The organism is Melioribacteraceae bacterium 4301-Me (assembly GCA_041538185.1).
GTDB classification, from domain to species: Bacteria; Bacteroidota; Ignavibacteria; order Ignavibacteriales; family Melioribacteraceae; genus Pyranulibacter; species Pyranulibacter aquaticus.
Genome location: JBGORM010000009.1, coordinates 17756 through 36442, shown reverse-complemented (window position 1 = coordinate 36442; position 18687 = coordinate 17756). Strand labels below are relative to the sequence as shown.

Sequence of the window (18687 nt, the reverse complement as noted above, 5' to 3'; positions counted from 1 at the left end):
ACTAAACATGAGAAAAAGTTTAACAAAAATTTTTACAGTTATTATTACAATAAGTTTTACTCTTCTAACCTACGCTCAAAAAGAAAAAAAAGAAATCAAAGACGAATCCATTGATTACTGCGTTAGCTGCCATACAGAAAATGATATATTGCCAAATGATTATTCTAATTATGATGTGCACAGAATTTCAGGTCTCTCTTGTTCCGGTTGTCATGGCGGAGATAAAAACAGCAACGACCAAGACATTGCAATGAGTCCAGCAAAGGGTTTTGTTGGTGTGCCAAATAAAAAAGATATACCTCAATTTTGCGGTAAATGTCACTCAAATATTAATATCATGAGAACCTACCAGCCAAGGATTGCTACTGACCAGGTAGAGCAATATTACACAAGTATGCACGGCAAAAGATTAAAAGCAGGAGATAAAAACGTGGCGGAATGCACTAGCTGTCATACCGCTCACAGTATACTTCCAGCAAGTGACCCTAGGTCAACAACGTACGCTTTAAATGTTCCCAACACATGCAATAAATGCCATGGCAACAAGGAATTAATGGATAAATACAATTTACCTAGCAATCAAATGTCAGAATATGTAAAAAGTGTGCACGGTATTGATTTATTAGAGAAAAAAGATACGGGCGCACCTGCATGCAATGATTGTCATGGAAATCACGGTGCTATGCCGCCGGGAGTAACTTCAATATCTTATGTTTGTGGTACATGCCACGTTAACAACATGAACTACTTTAATGCATCACCAATGGCTGAGCCCTTCAAAGAACTTGATTATCATGGCTGCGAACAGTGCCATGGAAATCATGGGATTAAAAAAACATCGGACGATATGGTCGGCGTAGGAAAAAATTCTACTTGTATTGACTGCCATAACGAAGGCGATAACGGCTATATTGTTGCTAAAACTATTAGCAGTTATTTATCATCACTTAATTCGAAATATAGTCTTGCTGAAAAAAAATTAATTGAGGTGCGTGATAAAGGTATGAACGATATTGAAATTGGGTATCTTTTACAAGATGCAAAACAAAATTTAATAGAATCTCGTACGCTTGTTCACACATTTGATACAGTAAAGGTAGGCTCGACAATTATAAAGGGGATTGACATTACAACAAAAGCTATATCCCTTGCTGATGCACAAATCGATGAATACTACACGAGAAGAAATGGTTTTGCTTTTGCTACTGCAGTTTTTCTTATTCTTGCTGTTGGATTGTTTTTCAAAATCAAAAGTTTAAGGAAGTAATTCAAAGAAAAGTTACTGAGCAACATTAATCTCTAACGAGGTGGTGGACTCTCATGATACTTTATTTTTTTCTTAACTACATTAGTAACATGACAAAGAAGAAGAACCTCGAATCTAAATGAATATAGGAATCTCCCCGGCGTGATTTGATAGAATCTTGTGAAAAGGTTATTGCAACAAAGCATTAAACACTATCTCTAAAAACATATTATTGCATACAACACTACTTTACTTCCTCAAAAAAATCAGCAAAATTTTACAAAAATATATTTAACCCAAAAATTCGCTTGAATTCACCAAGTTGTAGTTAGAAAAAAATATGTCAAATTTTTTTACCACTTGCTATTTCTTTAAGTCTTTCAATTCTATCTTCAATAGGAGGATGAGTAGAAAATAACTTCATTATTGCCTTTCCGCTAAAGGGATTAACAATAAAAAGATGTGCGGTTGATGGACCTGCATTTTTCATTGGCAAAACTTCATTAGTCTTAGTCAACTTTTCCAATGCTGAAGCTAGGGCTAATGGCTTACCAGAAATTTTAGCACCGCCGGCATCAGCCATATATTCACGCGACCTGGAAATTGCAAGTTGAAGCAGCACAGCAGCAATGGGAGCTAAAATAATCAAAGCAAGGTCAGCTAACGCATTGTTGTTTCTGTCCCTACTGCTACCATAACCTCCAAACATCGCCGCCCACCCGGCCATCCTTGCAATAAAAGTAATTGTGCCGACTAATGTGGCTGCAATTGTACTTACAAGAATATCACGATTTTTCACGTGAGTTAATTCATGTGAGAGAACTCCTTCAAGTTCGTCTTTATTCAATATCTTCATTATTCCAGTTGTCACTGCTACTGCACTATTTTGTGGGTTTCGCCCAGTTGCAAAAGCATTCGGAGTTGGGTTATCTATAATGTAAATTCTAGGCATTGGTAACTCAGCCTTCATTGATAATTCTCTAACTATATTATATAGCTGCGGCATTTCTTCTGCGGTTACTTCTCGTGCCCCATACATTCTTAATACAACTTTATCAGAAAACCAATAAGCACCAAAATTTAACATCAAAGAAAAAATAAAAGCTATAATCAAACCAGTATCTCCCCCCAACATCGAACCCACTATCATAAAGAGAATCATCATTGCTGTCATTAATATAACTGTTTTAACGCTGTTCATATTAACCCTCGCTAAACTTTTATTTATAATTTATTTAGAATATATATTTATAACAAATTTCACAGACTCGGTAGTTTATAACACATAAACAGATATAAATGTTCCTAATGCTTCTGCATCTGAAATAAGAATTTTGGAGTATTAGAAGGTTTGAAAAGTATGTATATTACTTTTTAGATTGCAAATCAATTATTATGTAATGCCCTTTTAATAGTTTTATGAACAATTTTTATTAATTATTTGTTTGATATTAACTATTTTTTTAGCAAATGAAAAATAATCAATTATTATTAGCATTTATTCTGAATGTATGCACTTTAGCCCAGCAGTCAAATCAAGAATATACTTTCAGACAACTTAGAATGGAGGATGGGCTGTCTCAAAGTACCGCATTTTGTATGATACAAGATAAAAAAGGCTACTTATGGATTGGCACGGCAAACGGCTTAAATAGATATGATGGTTATTCTTTTAAAGTTTATTACAATGATCCATTAGACTCAAATTCTATTTCCGATAATGGTATTTTTTCATTATATGAAGACAAAGATGGTAATATTTGGATTGGGACAATAATGGGATATTTAAACAAGTTTGAAAGAAAAAAAGAAATTTTTAAGAAAATAAAACTCTTTGATAACCTTGCTAATGACAATCCTTGCAAATCATATGAATTCCCGTTTCCCTTCTCAAGGAATAATGAGAAATCAATTATGTCAATTGCTGAAGATAAACAGGGTTATTTGTGGATAGCTACTTGGGGAATGGGTCTAATTAGATACGATAAGAAAAAGAATGAAATTCTTAGATTCCATAAAAATGATAATAACAACAGACATATTACCAGCAATAGAATTAAATCTGTTGTTGTTGATTCCTATGGGAATATTTGGGCAGGTTCTTTAGGCGGCGGATTAGTAAGAATTACACCCAAAGAAAATAATTCTTTCCACAAAGTGATGAATTCTTATGATATTGCTCAATTTAGTTTTTCACCAATTAACAAAAACAGCTTAAGCAGCAATAATATTACATGCCTCTCTTTAGATAACAACGGCAACTTATTAATTGGAACATACGGCGGAGGTTTTAATATCTTAAATAAGTCCGAACTAAACAAAAACAAAGAAGAAATCCATTTTGTAAATTACACAAACAAACCTAATAACTTAAATTCTTTATCAAGCAACATTGTAATGGCTATCATACAAGACCACTTGAATTATTATTGGGTTGGTACCTTTGAAGGAGGACTTGACAGATTAGATTTAAAAACACACAATTACACAAATTTTAAGAACAACCCTACCATGCCCAATTCCCTTTCGAAGAATGATATATTATCACTTTTTGAAGACCGTTCGGGCAACATTTGGGTCGGTACTCATCTTGGAAAAGGAATTAACAAAATCGAAAGAAACTTGGTCAAGTTTAATCGATTGAGCCGGGCCGCTCAAAAAAATGTCGGTCTTAACGATGAGGTGGTATGGGCAATTTACCCAGATAAAGATTCCATACTTTGGATAGGCACATACAAAGGCGGGTTAAACTGCTTCGACAGAAAAAATTTACATTTCACCTACTACATACACAAAGCAGATGATCCTTTCAGTATTAGCGATAATCATATAAGAGCAATTGCGGATGATGGTATGGGAAATTTGTGGATTGGTACTTATGATAAGGGACTCAACAAGTTCAATAAAAAGACTAAACAATTTCAGCACTACTTCCATTCGGATAAAGATACAACATCACTCAGTTCAAATCAGATTCAAGCTGTATATATTGACTCATCAAAAACTTTTTGGATTGGAACTTTTGGAGGAGGCTTAAATTATTTTAAATATAATCCTCACCAAAATGGAAGGATTGCTTTTAAAAAATATCTCCACAATCCTAATGACCAATTTAGTATAAGTGACAACAGAATTTATTGTATTTATGAAGATAAAGAAGGCATATTGTGGATAGGTACTTTTGGTGGTGGCTTAAATAAGTTTAATAAAGAAACTCAAAAATTTTTTCCCTATAAAAATATTCCAAGTGATATAAATAGTTTAAGTGATAACAGAGTCATATCAATTTATGAAGATGAGAACAACTTTCTTTGGGTTGGTACTTTTGGAGGCGGCTTAAACAAGTTCGATAAAAAGACAGAAAAATTTGTTAGATATAATCAAAAACACAGAATCAATAGTACAGTAACTTATGGAATCTTAGAAGACGACAAAAACAATTTATGGTTAAGTACTGATAATGGTCTATTTAAATTAAATACTGTAACAAACAAGTTTATTCAATACGATTTGCACGATGGAATTCAAAGTATGGAGTTCAATGGAGGAGCATTTGCAAAATCAACAAGTGGAGAAATGTTTTTCGGCGGCATTAATGGCCTTAATTACTTTTATCCAGATAGTATTAAAGATAACCAATACATCCCGCCTGTAGTTATTAGCAAAATAAGAATTTTTAATGAACCCATTACAGGTGAGCCTGATACTTTAATTCTTGAATTTAACCAAAATTTTTTCTCGTTCGAATTTGCCGCATTAGATTTTACTTACCCTCCCGATAATCTATACGCATATAAATTAGAGGGCTTTGACATGGACTGGCATTACGTTAATTCAAAAAATAGAATGGCAAATTATACTAATCTCTCTCCTGGTAAATATATTTTTAAAGTTAAAGGCTCTAATAACGATGGACTTTGGAATATGGAAGGAACTAATCTCTACATAATTATCTCACCTCCTTTCTGGCAACGCTGGTGGTTTATTACTGTACTAACAATCGTTATTGGCTTAACTGTATATTACTTAAGCACAATTAGATTTAGAGCTTTATTATCGATAGAAAAACTTAAAACCAAATTAGCCGCCGATATTCATGATAATATTGGAGCTGGACTAACTGAAATTTCAATCCTTAGTGAAATTGCCACTTCTAAAATTAAACTCTCTTCTGAAGTTACTAACGAACTGAAATTAATAAGCGAAAAATCTCGTCTATTAATTGATAATATGAGCGATATAGTATGGATAATTAATCCAATGAAAGACTCATTATATGATTTAATATTAAAACTAAAAGACACATACAGCGACTTATTAAATACAATGGGTATTTCGTTCGGCACAACCTATGTTGAAAAGCTTGCAAGCATTAAATTACCAATCGAATACAAACAGAATTTATTTCTAATCTTTAAAGAAGCTATTAACAATTCAATAAAATACAGTAAGTGTAAAAAAATTTTACTCGAAGCAAAAATTAACAACGATGAACTTCAAATAACTTTATCAGATGACGGAGTAGGAATCGATTTTAACAGCATTAAAAAAGGAAATGGCTTAATAAACATGAAGAGTCGGGCAGAAAAAATACAAGGTAGGCTTACCATAAATTCTAAACTTGGAGCTGGAACTGAAATTAAGTTTTCAAGTAAAGTTAATTTTATTAATCGATTAAAGAAATTAATTGTAAGGGAACTCTGAATTATTCCAAAAATTGTTATTGCGAACAGAATGAAGCAAAGACAAAGTTATATTCTCAAATAAAAAATGAGGTCGCTTTAATAAAAACAATTTGCTAATTAACTTTATGATAAAAGTAGCAATAATAGAAGATAACAACACAATTCGAGAGGGATTAACAGTTTTAATTAATGCAACTGATGGCTACAGGTGTGTCGGTTCTTTTTCAGATTGTGAGTCATTTCTCAATCACCTAAATACATTGAATGCAGATGTTGTTTTGATGGATATTGGGTTGCCAGGCATGAGCGGAGTTGAGTGCATTATAAAAGCAAAACAAACAAAACCTAATTTAAATATTCTAATGCTTACAATTTATGAAGACAGCAACTCAATCTTCAACGCACTTTGCGCTGGGGCATGCGGCTATCTAGTCAAAAAAACTCCTCCAGCCCGTTTGCTCGAAGCAATTAAAGATGCTTATGAAGGAGGTTCACCAATGAGTTCACAAATCGCTCGACAAGTAATAACTGTATTCCAAAAAATAGGGGGCAACACTACTAAGCCTGATTTCGAATTAACTAACCGCGAAAAAAATGTATTAACTTTTCTTGCTGAAGGAAATAATTACCAAGAAATAGCTAATAGACTATTTATAAGCGTTGATACTGTTCGACACCACATTAGGAATATTTATAGAAAACTGCACGTACACTCGCAATCTGAAGCTGTAGCAAAAGCCATTAGAAAAGGTTTAATATAAAACTCACTGCTGTCCAAAATAATTTTGAAATCAAATCCCGAAGGGATGAATTACCAAATAAATTTAGAAAACTTCAAGATTTTGAACTATTCTACTTGTCTTGTAAATCAAACCCTATCTCGTCCATACGGGACTTTTAACTTCAGTTTGATATTTATTTGTTCTATAACTATATAATCCCTAAAGGGATTACATTGGTTTATGCATAATCAAAGCTTTATTGTCCCCTCAGGACAAAATATTTATAGGATAAAGAACAAAGAAATAGATTAAGTCCCTTTAGGGACAAAATAAAAAATATATTGGACAGATATGACAAAACTTATATACTGCATATTCATGTAACCTCACCTTTATTTTTATTTATTAACTTTAAAAAAATCACATGATTATGTAGTTGTACAATATTTTGCTAATTGTTAAATAGAAGTGGCTATTAAACAAATTCATTAAAACGGCAAAAGTTACAATTACTATATTGTTCCGAATAAAGAGTAAATAACTCAAAATAAGGAGGAAAAAATGAAGAAGATAAATAATCAGTTGTCCAACAATCCTTTATCGGATCTAATTAGCGATGATATATATGAAATTCTTCAAAGTCGTAAGCTTATTGATGAAAAGTCCGTAAGGGATTATTTAATTAGAAAAAAATACAGATCCTTGCGTTCTCAAAAAATAAGCGCAAGTGATGCTCTCGATTCCCTTAGAGATGAATACCCATACCTTCAGTTTGATACATTGCGAAAAATTGTTTACCAGGCAAATAAGTAAAAATTTTAGATTACAGCAGGCCTTCGGATAAACTTTCCGGAGGTCTCCCTACAATTCCTACTAACAATAATTATTTTTTTGCAGCTATCCTTTTAGGTTTAATTAAGAAAAATTCTTTCCTTACATTTAAGGTATAAAGTTCAAAGTATTCTGATATTTTTTGCTGCTACAATTACCAGATTTGTTTTACTCTACAATCAATATTTACAACAGCTCCATTATTTATTAATTTGGGCGAAGATGAATATTCATAAAAAAAACTATTTTCTAAGAAGTATCATACACAAAAACAAAAATAAAATACTTGAAACGCTGTTACTGTTTTGTTTAATTAACGCCCCAAATTTTATGACAAAGGTGATAAATTGAAAAAACTTAGAAATGTTGCTATAATTGCTCACGTTGACCACGGAAAAACAACACTGGTCGATCAAATTTTAAAACAATGCGAGATATTCAGGAAAAATCAAATTGTTAGAGAAAGGTTCTTAGATTCAAATGAACTTGAACGTGAACGAGGGATTACAATTCTTGCAAAAAACATAAGCATCCCTTATAAAGATTATAAAATAAACTTAATTGATACTCCTGGTCATGCGGATTTTGGAGGTGAAGTTGAACGTGTGTTGAAAATGGCAGATGGTGTTTTGCTTCTTGTTGATTCTTTTGAAGGTCCAATGCCACAAACAAGATTCGTACTAGAAAAAGCTTTGGCACTTCACTTAAAACCAATTGTAGTTATTAATAAAATCGATCGACCAGATAACAGACCAAACGAGGTGCTAAATGAAATTTTCGATTTATTTATAGACCTTGGCGCAGATGAAAATCAATTAGAATTTCCTATAATCTATGCAAGTGGACGAGAAGGGTGGGCAACAAAAAATCTAAATGAAAAGCCAAAAAATTTAATACCTCTTCTTGATTCTATCATAAAAGATATTCCACCACCACAACATCAAAGTGGAACTTTACAAATTCAAATAACCACTTTAGACTATAATGACTATGTGGGAAGAATTGGAATAGGCAGGGTTTTTAGAGGTACTCTTAACAAAAATAACAACTTGTCCATTATTAAAAGAAATGGCCTGATACACAGCGTTACAATTAAACAAATATTTGTCTTTGAAGGAATTACAAGAATTGAAGTTGATGAAGTGCAATGCGGCGACATTTGCGCAATTGTTGGTATTGATGATGTTGATATCGGCGATACCATTGCAGACACCCTAAATCCAGAACCGCTACCAATAATTTCAATTGATGAGCCTACAATAAGCATGACGTTTACAGTAAACAACTCTCCTTTTTATGGCAAGGAAGGAAAATATGTAACTTCACGTCAAATTAAAGAGAGGCTATACAAAGAACTAGAACATAATGTTGCACTCGATGTCCAAGAAACAAATTCTCCAGATTCATTTAAGGTTTCCGGCAGAGGAATATTACATTTATCTATTTTAATTGAAAGCATGCGCCGTGAAGGTTTTGAACTACAAATAAGAGAACCAAAAGTTATTTACAAAGAAATAGATGGTAGAAAAGCCGAACCAATTGAAATTCTTGTAGTTGACGTACCCTCTGCTTATGCTGGAAAAGTAATAGAATTAGTAGGACAAAGGAAAGGCGAGTTAATTAAAATGGAAAATAAAGGCTCGTTAAACAAACTCGAATTTCATATCCCTTCACGAGGAATAATGGGCCTGAGAACAAAAATTTTAACTGCAACTTCTGGTGAAGCAGTGATGCATCATCGCTTTTATCAATACGAATATTTTAAAGGCTCAATAGGTAAAACAAGAAATGGCGTTATGATATCAATCGGCGATGGACCCGCAACTGCTTATGCAATTGATTCTTTACAAGATAGAGGTAAATTTTTTATTGAACCGGGCGAAATGGTATATAGCGGACAAATTGTTGGCGAACATTCAAAAGAAAACGATATTGAAGTAAACGTACAACGCGGTAAAAAACTAACAAACATGCGAGCATCTGGTTCAGACAAAGCAATTAAAATTATTCCACCGATTAAATTTTCACTGGAAGAAGCACTCGAATATATTGAAGATGATGAAATGGTAGAAGTTACACCTAAATCTATAAGATTAAGGAAAGTTTACCTTGATCCTCACGAGCGAAAGAAATTTAATCTAGGCAAAACAAAATAAATTATTCTACATCAAGAATGCCCAAGGCATTTTTAAATACAAATTGCTTGGTAAAATAATTATACTGCGCCTGTATATCATTACTTTGTGCTTGCAGATAGTCTTTGTAAGCTTGTTGTAAATCCACAAAAGTTGCTATTCCAAGAGTATAATTCTCTTGTTTAATTTCCCAACTTTCTTTTGCTGATTTTAATGCTGTGTGAGAAACTTCTAACTGAGTTTTGGCAGTTTGAAGGTCTAACAATGCGTTTTTCACATCACTTTTAATTTGTCTTTCCAAAGCGTTTAAATCTTCTGTGGTATTTAATATTTGCACCTTTGCTGTTTGAACCGCTAAATCTGTTGCCCAGTGTGAAAAAACAGGCAGGTTTAACGATAAGCCTACATTGTAAATTTTTCTGTTAAAAAGTTCTGATGGTTGAACTGAACTTGTAGAAAACCTGTAACTGCCAGTTAAACTTGGTAGATAATCTGAACGTGCTATTGTAAGTTGATTAAAAGCATTATCCAACAAAAGCTTTTGGCTTTGATAGTCTTTCCGATTGCTTAATGCTATGTTAAGTAACGAACTGAAGTCAGCATTGGCAATAGCTGTATCCTCACTTGTTGAATCAGGTAACTCAAATGAATATTGATCAGTTATATCAAGCGACAGGTAATTTAACAAGGAAACTTTAGCCTTCTCGTAACTGTTTTTTGTCTGCAGTAAAGATAGTTCTGCATTTGCAACTTGTACTTCTTGAGAATGGACATCTGAAAGAGGCACGCTTTTTAATTCCTGCATTTCTTTAATCTTATCTAACAAGCTAAGGTTGTATTTATAGTTTTCTTCCTCAAATTTCAAAAGTTTTTCGTAGCCTATAATTGCATAATATAAATTAGCAGTCTGCATAACTATATCTTGTTTCTGTTTTTGCAAATCATATTTAGCTGCCTGCAAACTATTTTCTCTTTGATTTATTGTGGCAATATTTGACAAGCCATCAAATATGGTCACACTGCCATTAAGTCCCACCGTATAACTTCGAGTATCAACTTGTGATGGTGGGATTACAGTTTCCCTGCCAAAATAATCAATTTGCAATCCGCCACCTTTATCACTTACTCTTTGCCAACTCCATGAACCTGATAAGTTTAAAGTGGGCAACAAGTTACCGTAAGCGTTTTTTACAGCTGCTCTTTGTGTTTCTAAATTATTAGTACTTTTAATGAGTGAAGTATTTTGATGCAGCGCAATAGTAATTGCATCCTTCAATGATAATTTTTTTTGTGCGTTAACTTCAGAAATTAAGGTAAATATCATCACGATAAATAAAATCAATTTTGCTTTCATTTTTGTTTCCGATTAGTCATTATTGAGTGTTTTAAAAATAACAACGCTTATTTTCATCAATTTTAGTTGGAAGGTTTTTTGGTTCTTTTTACTCATACCTTAAAGCATCTATTGGATTAAGATTAGCTGCCTTTCGCGCCGGGTAAAATCCAAAAAAGATACCAATTGCCCCCGCAAAACCAAATGCTATTATTACTACTTCTGGTCTGATAATAGCTACTTGCTCAGTGTAATTATTTAATATGTATGTTACTCCCAAAGAAACTAATATTCCTATAAAACCACCTGTTAAGCTAAGCACAGTTGCTTCGGTTAAAAACTGCATTAAGATATCGGAAGCTCGTGCCCCCACGGATAACCTAATTCCAATTTCACGTGTACGTTCTGTAACAGAAACCAACATAATGTTCATTATACCAATTCCACCCACAATTAAAGAAACGCCTGCAACAGAAGCCAAAAGTATAGTAAGAATTTTTGATGTTTGAGTTGCAGCCTCACTTATATCAGCTTGATTTCTAACTGTAAAATCATCTTCTTCACCTTGAGTAAGTTTATGCGCTTCTCTCATAATTTGACGTAATTGTTCTTGAGCCTGTTGAATTTGCTGTGTGGAAACCGCACTCGCTTGAATAAAACTAATGTACCTCCCCCCCAGCAATCTATCTAAAACAGTTGTTGCCGGTGCAAGTATTATATCATCACTATTAGTTCCCATAGCACTCTGACCCTTTTCAGTTAAAACACCTATCACCTTAAAAGGAACATTTCTTATTCTAATTTGCTGTCCAATTGGGTCTTCATTGGGGAATAGCTGCCGCACAACTTCTTTGCCTAACACACAAACTTTTGCTCTAGAAATAACATCTCTCTCAGTAAAAAAATCTCCTGAAGCAAGCGGCCACGACCTTATTTCAGGGTATTCAGGTGAAACGCCAAGCACTTGTGTAAACCAATTTCCAACCCCTCCAATCACTTGTGAATTTGCTCTAACTATTGGCGTAACAGCCTTAATAAGAGTGGCATTCTCTTTTATCCTTTGAACATCGTCAAGTGTAAACCTATTAATGCTTCCAAAACCGCCTCTTACTCCACCTTGATTTATACTTCCAGGAAAAATTATAATCATATTAGAACCAAGAGAGGCAATTTGATCTTCAACTTGCTTTTGGGCACCATCGCCAATTGCAACCATTATTACTACAGCAGCAACCCCTATAATTATACCCAGTGCTGTAAGCAAGCTTCTCATTCTTGACTTAAAGATACTTCTAATAGCTATTTTAAGCATATTTTTTACTTGCATGTTAAGTTACCCTTCGACTTCTTCTACAATTTCTTCTTTCAATTTTTCTAATTCTTCTTGTGCATTTAATCTTTTGTTCACAACAAAATCTCTTATAATTTTACCATCTCTAAGTTCAACTATTCTTTTTGCAAAGTTTGCAAAATCTCTTTCGTGAGTTACAAGTATAATAGTAATGCCTTCATCATTTAATTTTTGGAAGACGGAAAAGACCTCTACCGAAGTTTTGCTATCCAAATTACCTGTAGGTTCATCGGCTAAAATAATTGATGGTGAATTAACAAGAGCACGTGCAATAGCAACGCGCTGCTGTTGACCTCCTGACAATTGGTTAGGCATATGATGCATTCGATCTTTCAGTCCTACTCTTTCAAGTGCTTCCATAGCTCTTTCTGCAGGATTTTTAATTTTGTTTATTCTATCATACATTAAAGGCAGCTCAACATTTTCTAATGCAGTTGTGCGGGGAAGTAAATTAAATCCTTGAAAAACAAATCCAATTTTTTGATTTCGAATGTCTGCGTATTGGTTTTTTGTTAGCTTGCTTGTATTAACACCATCCAGGTAATATTCACCGGAGGTTGGCTGGTCCAAGCAGCCTAAAAGATTCATTAAAGTAGATTTGCCAGAACCTGAAGCACCCATTATAGCAACAAATTCACCCTCATCAACATTAAGGTTTACAGAACGCAAAGCATGAACTTCGACTTCTCCAACCTTGTATACTTTGCTTAGGTTAGAAATTTTTATGATGTTCTTTTTCAATTGATTACCCTCGAACTATGAGTTATCTAATAAAAAATCGACCGCCGCCTAATGGGTTCGAACGGTTAGTATTCCTGCTTATACTATTTGTATCGTTACCTTCCATTCCTGTTATAACTTTCATTCCTTCTTTTAAATTTCTGCTTCTAACGATTTCGGTATTTTTACCATCAGTTAAACCAGTCACAACGAAGGTCATTTTTAATTTACCGTTTTCATCTAAGTACCACACTCTTCCAAAATTTCTGTTTCTTCTCTGTGCTGAATCCATTGATTGTCCAAGACTGAATTGTCCACCACCAAATTGTTGAAATCTTTGTTTAACACTATCAGGAAGATTAGCTCTTTGCTTTTCCATTTCTTTTCTGAATTCTGCTAACATCTCCTCTGTCGGTTGAAATCTTAATGCAGCATTAGGAATCAGTAAAACATTATCTCTTTCAGCAGTGTAAAAATCTACTGTTGCAGTCATACCAGGTAAAAGCAATTTTTGTTGATTAGGTGCACTAATAACAACAGTATAATTAACCACGTTTTGTACTGTTTTAGGACTTAATCTAATTTGAGTAACTTCCCCGGAGAATTTTTTATCTGGATAAGCTTGAACAGTAAATTCAACTTTTTGTCCGACTGATATTTGACCAATGTCGCTTTCGTCAACATCAGCAAGTATGCGCATTGAAGAAAGGTCTTCTGCAATGGTAAAAAGTGTAGGTGCAGATAAACTTGCTGCTACTGTTTGTCCAGCTTCTACATTTCTGTTGATAATTTTTCCTGATATTGGTGCAGTAATAAACGCATATCCTAAATTTAATTTTGCTCTATCGAGTGCTGATTCAGCTGATTTTAACGAGGCAAGTGCCGATTCCACATCGGTTTGGGATTGAATAAAATCCAGCTCCGAAATGAAATTCTTTTCATACAGCTTTTTATTTCGTTCATGTTTTGCAAGTGATTCTTTATACATTGCCTTTGCTTTTTCAAGGTTAGCTTCCGCGTCTCTTACATTAGCAGCAAGTGTCGTCGTATCTATTAATGCCAATAATTGTCCTTTTTTCACTTCATCGTTGAAATCCACAAACAACTTGGCAATTCTTCCAGAAACTTGTGTGCCCACATCAACAGTTGATAGTGCTTCGAGTGTACCTGTACTTGTAATTGTTGTGCTTAAGTTCCCCCTTGTTACTTCGGCAAAAGTAAACTGAACTTTCTTATCACTATTACCACCCAAAAACAGATAACCAGCAATTAAAACAATTATTACAGATACTATGGGTATAAGATATTTCTTTTTCATTAATTTACCCTGTTCACTTTTTTAATAAAAATCAGTTTATTTTATTGAACTTGCCTTCTTCCGTACATTCTGTTTCTTTGTTCTTCAATAAACTTCTTAAATTCTTCTTTTTGATTTTTATTGAGAATTTTTTCTATCTCAGCATTAGTTTCATCTGCTAATTGTCTAAACTTTTCTCGCATTTCTTGTCTTGACCCGCTGTTATCGTTAAATAATTTTGACATTTTTTCCTGTTGTTTTTCATAAATGCTTTCAACTTTTTTGGTTTGTTCCTCGTTTAATTTAAGTCTTTCAGCAAGCATTTTAGCTCTTTCGGCAGGTGTTCTTCTCATTTGCGCATTTGAGAAGCTGACAAATAATAAAAGCATCAAAAACGAAAATAATGTTGTTTTTAACATGGCGATTTTCCTTATATTTTTTTTCCCTGTTGCTTTGACATCTGAGATTACTTGACAGTTTAATGAGAAAATACTTTTACAAAATTTTTTGAGTTATTTAGCTTTATTGACGGCTGATCCAAAATTTTTCACTAAAGAAATTTGCCTTTGAGCTGCATTAATTAACCACGCAGTAGAGAAATTTCATTAGTTTTTACCTTGCCAGACATGTGCTAACAACGACTTAAGTACAGTCATCCAGCGGAAAATTTATATCTAACCACAAAGTGGTAAATTTTCACAACAAGGTGGTGAATTTTCATGAACCTTTCAGTTTATATACTTTTCTTTGGTAAGTAACCTTATGAGCAATGCAAATCAGTTTCTCAATGTCTATTTAGAGGAGTGCTTAACAGGTATTTCATGGTACTAGTGCCTTTTTAGATAAATAGTCTTTATACCAATTGTACAATGGAATTGTTAATGGAAGCGCAGTCATCTTTCCGCCAAATCCTAAAAACCTTACAGTAAACATCTTCACAGGAACAACATTTATTTTTTCTAATAGAGAATTATCTACTTGTATACCATATTTCAAGGCAAGTGACGATGTAGCTTTTTCAACCTCATAATCAAATTTTTTTATCCTTAATTGTGTCCTTAGTATATTTTTCACATCACTATACTTTAGACTGTCCTTATTTTCTGCAATTTTTCTACCGATCAGCTTTACTATTGAGTATCCTTCAGGAGTTTTAATTGGTCCATAAATTTCATTTAACTTTAATTTTGCAGCCACCTTTCCAATTTCCCCGCCCTCAGTTACGGGAAAAAAGCCCCATTCTCCGCCAACAGCTTTTAGACTTTTTCTTTGAGTATATTTTTTCGCAAGCTCTCTAAAATCATGACCAGCATTTAGAAGAGTTAGTACTGTATCTATAACATCAAGGTCAGAATTAAGAATTTCCAGAATATTAACTTGCTCTATTCCTTCAATACTATGGTACTTTTGTTTATAATAAGCATAAAGTTCATTTTCGTTTACATTAAGCGTATCAAATATTTTTTTAAGCTCGATTTGAGCGAGGTAATTTTCATTCCAAAGTTTGATATCTTTTTGTATAGCGGTTGATGATTCTAAACCACGTTTTTCTGCCTCTTTTACAAGGATTGACTGTTCAATGAAGCTCCTTACATTCTTATGTAATTCAGTTTCAATCTTACCATTAGTTATTTCGTCTACTCTAAATTTCTGATGGAGTAAATAAAAGATAAATTGTTGAAGCGTTTTTCCATTTGATGGAATTTTAACAAAATAATCCGTTTCCTTATGTTCAATGTCTTGAAAAATCTTCATTAACATTTCATCTGTTAATTCGTAACTGCTTATATCAGCACTATCTTGCCCTTTGTAACTTTCCGTTAATGTTTTCTTAATTTCATTTACAAGTTTATAAAACAATTTTTTATCAACTTCTACCCTCAAGCCGCCAAGTTTTTCATCTAAATATATTTCGCTTCGTTTGCCGGCTTTTCTCTCAAATATTTTTTGATATACTATATTACTGACAGCATCTTGTGTTTTATTTATAACACTGGGATTAGTGTGCACACTAATTAATTTTACAATAATCCAGCCATCACGAGTATGAAATGGTCTTGTAAATTGGCCAGGACTTAAGGCAAAGACTAAATTTTCCAACTCTTCATTCTCAAAGTCACCAAAAGTTACTCCTTTACCAATCAATTTTATTAATCGGGAGTTATTAAATAAAGCCGAATCCACTTTGTTATTTTTTGTAAGCTGCTCATAAGCAGAATTAATTACAGTCGAATCTTTAGAGGCATACATATCTATCACTAACTCTTTCATAAACTTAGTAACACCTTTTTTAATTTCGTTCCCGCTAATAAGTACACTATCTAATATTACCTTACGATACAATTCATCTTTCAGTAATAATTCTTTTAATGAGCTGATAGACAATTTATAAACAATAGAAGAATCAAGACCATCCTGCATTGCTTTTTGTGACCAAAGCTTTTCAGCAATCAGTGAGTAAAGAAATTCTTTTTTTGTTGTGTCAATATCCTCGTTATTTTTATCTGTAAAAAAGGGTGTCAGTTGGAATCTATTTTTAAATTCTTCTACAGTAATATTAATATTTCCTACACGTGCAACCACATCTTCTTCATTTTGTGCAAGGAATTTATTAAATGGGTATAAAAAGAATATTAATAAGCATAAATATTTTAAAAAGTACTTCATTCCTTCACACTCCCCATTAAAATTCCATGCATGTAGTATTTTTGAAGTGCAAGAAAAACAATTAAAACCGGAATAATTGTTAGAACAGAACCAGCCATCATCAGTTCTGTATCTTGTACATGTTCTCCCATTAAGTTTGCCAATGCAACCGGCATGGTATACATAGATGAATCTGTCATTACAATTAACGGCCAGAGAAAATCGTTCCATGTACCCATAAACGTAAACAAACCAAGTGTAACTAAAATAGGTTTACACAACGGCAAGATAATTTTTCTATATATAAGGAATTCCGAGGCTCCATCTATTCTCGCGGCTTCTATAAGGCTATCAGGAATCGATAATGCATACTGTCTAATTAAAAATATGCCAAAAATACTTGCCATACCAGGTATTATTATTGCAAAATATGTGTTAATTAATCCCATTTTTTTTAACATTAAGAACACAGGCAACATGGTTACCTGAGCAGGTATAATCATTGAGCTCAACAAAAAATTAAACAATGATTTCTTTCTGGAAAACTTAAATTTTGCAAAGGCATATCCAGCCATTGAGTTAACAATTAATGAAAAAAATGTCACTCCCAACGAAATTATAAGACTATTTATTAAATATCGACTTAAATCAAGATTAGTAAATAAGGTTTTGTAGTGTGAAAAATCTATTTTAGAAGGCAATAGTTTAGGAGGATATATATTAGCTTCGCCAGTTTGCATGAACGATGCAGAAATCATCCAAAGAAATGGTAAAAATGTAAATACACCAATTATAATAGCAAGACAAACAATTAAATATTTTTTGGTTCTATACATATTTTTCTTTTTGGAGTTTGAATTGAATTATTGTTCCAATTAAAATTATTACAAAAAGCATAAAAGCTATTGAGGTTGAATATCCAATATTCCACCAACGAAATCCTTCCTGATACATGTACAAAACTATACTCAGCGTACTATTCAAAGGACCGCCCTGAGTCATTACATACGGTTCAGCAAACAATTGAAAATAACCAATCATAGTTATAACACTAACGAACAAAGTGGTAGGGGCTAACATTGGTATGGTTATATATTTAAACTTTTGCCATGCATTAGCACCTTCGATGCTTGCAGATTCATATAATTCCAAAGGAATATTTTGTAGGCCGGCGATAAAAATTATCATGTTGTAACCAAAATTCTTCCAGATTGCCATTAAGATAATAGAAGGCATTGCAAGTGAAGGATTGCCCAGCCAATCAAGCGGACCAATGTTAAATAAACTTAAAAAATAATTTAATAGACCAAATCTTGGATGATAGATATATTTCCATACTATAGAAACTGCTACTAAGGTTGTAACAACCGGAAGAAAGTAAATTAATCTAAATAATTTTTTAAAAGGAACAAACTTAGAGTTCAGCAGAACAGCGGTCCCTAAAGAAACAACAACTGATAAAGGTCCTCCAACCAGAACAAAATAAAAAGTATTTTTTAAGGCTGTCCAAAAAAGCGGATCATTAAGAAGTTGAACGTAGTTTTCAAAACCAACAAAACGCAGATAAGAAATATTCCCCAGAGAATAAATATCAAAATCTGTAAGACTAAGAAAGAAAGCAGCAATAACTGGTAAAAAGAAAAACACTGTTAGAACAATTAATGAAGGACCTAGAAATAAGATTAATATTTTTATGTTTACCGATGACCTCATTTTTTACC

General features: G+C 33.1%; 14 protein-coding genes. 5 read left to right on the top strand and 9 right to left on the bottom strand.

The window, feature by feature from the left end:
* The first annotated feature begins 7 nt into the window (after positions 1-7).
* A complete protein-coding gene (locus ABRY23_12980; protein ID MFA3783967.1) occupies positions 8-1267 on the top strand; it encodes a cytochrome c3 family protein in 1260 nt (419 codons plus the stop codon).
* Positions 1268-1589: 322 nt separating this feature from the next.
* On the opposite strand, the gene htpX is transcribed toward ABRY23_12980, so the two are convergent.
* Entirely contained in the window at positions 1590-2447 is an 858-nt protein-coding gene (htpX, locus tag ABRY23_12975) for a zinc metalloprotease HtpX (protein ID MFA3783966.1), read from the bottom strand.
* 269 nt (positions 2448-2716) lie between these two features.
* Between htpX and ABRY23_12970 the strand changes: the two genes are divergently transcribed.
* The 4 genes from ABRY23_12970 (at position 2717) to typA (ending at position 9640) form a co-directional block, all read left to right on the top strand.
* Positions 2717-5950 (top strand): two-component regulator propeller domain-containing protein, encoded by a 3234-nt coding sequence (locus ABRY23_12970; protein MFA3783965.1) that lies wholly within the window; start codon positions 2717-2719, stop codon positions 5948-5950.
* A gap of 106 nt (positions 5951-6056) precedes the next feature.
* Positions 6057-6692, top strand: coding sequence for a response regulator (locus ABRY23_12965; protein ID MFA3783964.1), 636 nt, complete (start codon positions 6057-6059; stop codon positions 6690-6692).
* Between the two features lie 522 nt (positions 6693-7214).
* A complete protein-coding gene (locus tag ABRY23_12960) occupies positions 7215-7466 on the top strand; it encodes a hypothetical protein (GenBank protein ID MFA3783963.1) in 252 nt (83 codons plus the stop codon).
* A 365-nt stretch (positions 7467-7831) separates the two neighbouring features.
* On the top strand, positions 7832-9640 hold the full coding sequence (gene typA, locus ABRY23_12955; protein MFA3783962.1) for a translational GTPase TypA: 1809 nt from the start codon (positions 7832-7834) through the stop codon (positions 9638-9640).
* Position 9641: 1 nt separating this feature from the next.
* On the opposite strand, the gene ABRY23_12950 is transcribed toward typA, so the two are convergent.
* From ABRY23_12950 to ABRY23_12915, 8 genes are all read right to left on the bottom strand, one after another.
* On the bottom strand, positions 9642-10973 hold the full coding sequence (locus ABRY23_12950) for a TolC family protein (GenBank protein MFA3783961.1): 1332 nt from the start codon (positions 10971-10973) through the stop codon (positions 9642-9644).
* An 88-nt stretch (positions 10974-11061) separates the two neighbouring features.
* Complete coding sequence (locus tag ABRY23_12945; protein MFA3783960.1) at positions 11062-12279, bottom strand: ABC transporter permease; 1218 nt, start codon at positions 12277-12279, stop codon at positions 11062-11064.
* Positions 12280-12285: 6 nt separating this feature from the next.
* On the bottom strand, positions 12286-13044 hold the full coding sequence (locus ABRY23_12940) for an ABC transporter ATP-binding protein (GenBank protein ID MFA3783959.1): 759 nt from the start codon (positions 13042-13044) through the stop codon (positions 12286-12288).
* A 22-nt stretch (positions 13045-13066) separates the two neighbouring features.
* Positions 13067-14341, bottom strand: coding sequence for an efflux RND transporter periplasmic adaptor subunit (locus ABRY23_12935; GenBank protein MFA3783958.1), 1275 nt, complete (start codon positions 14339-14341; stop codon positions 13067-13069).
* A 41-nt stretch (positions 14342-14382) separates the two neighbouring features.
* Positions 14383-14739, bottom strand: coding sequence for a hypothetical protein (locus tag ABRY23_12930; protein ID MFA3783957.1), 357 nt, complete (start codon positions 14737-14739; stop codon positions 14383-14385).
* A gap of 400 nt (positions 14740-15139) precedes the next feature.
* On the bottom strand, positions 15140-16987 hold the full coding sequence (locus ABRY23_12925) for a peptidylprolyl isomerase (protein ID MFA3783956.1): 1848 nt from the start codon (positions 16985-16987) through the stop codon (positions 15140-15142).
* Positions 16984-17802 (bottom strand): carbohydrate ABC transporter permease, encoded by an 819-nt coding sequence (locus ABRY23_12920; protein MFA3783955.1) that lies wholly within the window; start codon positions 17800-17802, stop codon positions 16984-16986. The genes ABRY23_12925 and ABRY23_12920 overlap by 4 nt, the downstream gene beginning before the upstream one ends.
* Positions 17795-18679 carry a carbohydrate ABC transporter permease gene (locus ABRY23_12915; protein ID MFA3783954.1) on the bottom strand — a complete coding sequence of 295 codons (885 nt, stop codon included), beginning with the start codon at positions 18677-18679 and terminating at the stop codon, positions 17795-17797. Before ABRY23_12915 ends, ABRY23_12920 begins: the two co-directional genes overlap by 8 nt.
* Positions 18680-18687: the final 8 nt, after the last annotated feature.